1 protein-coding gene is annotated in these 572 nt (G+C 70.6%); it reads right to left on the reverse strand.

The window, feature by feature from the left end; translation table 11 throughout:
- The coding region (locus ACFQ11_RS37805) for a phosphopantetheine-binding protein (protein ID WP_378307768.1) at nucleotides 1–572 on the reverse strand (572 nt) is incomplete at both ends.

The raw sequence follows: 572 nt of genomic DNA on the forward strand, positions 1-572 counted from the left end.
GCCCGATTCCGGCGCCGGGCGGTTCGGCCTCGACCCGCTCGTCCTCCCCGACCGGACGCGCGACGGCGGCCAGCTCCTCGACGGTCTGGTGCTGGAACACCTCCCGAGGACTGATCACCAGGCCGTTCTGGCGGGCCCGGGACACGAGCTGGATCGCGATGATCGAATCCCCGCCGAGGTCGAAGAACCCGTCGTCCACCCCCACCCGTTCCAGGTTGAGAACCTCCGCGAACAACCGGGCGAGCGTCTCCTCCTCGGGGGTGGACGGCGTGCGGGAGGAGACCTTGGACGACAACACCGGCTCGGGCAGCGCCTTGCGGTCGAGCTTGCCGTTCACCGTCAGAGGCAGGGCGTCGAGCTCGACGACCACGGCCGGGACCATGTACTCCGGCAGCCGCCTGCCGACGAACCGGCGCAGCTCGGAAACATCGACACCTGAGGCGACCACGTACGCGACCAGACGTTCGTCGCGGACGGCGACGGCCGCGTCCCGGACGTCCTCGTGACGGGTGAGGGCCGCCTCGACCTCGCCGAGCTCGATCCGGAACCCCCGCAACTGCACCTGCTGGTCG

The sequence above is a fragment of the Actinomadura sediminis genome (genome assembly GCF_042675525.1).
In the GTDB taxonomy this organism is placed as follows: Bacteria; Actinomycetota; Actinomycetes; order Streptosporangiales; family Streptosporangiaceae; genus Spirillospora; species Spirillospora sediminis.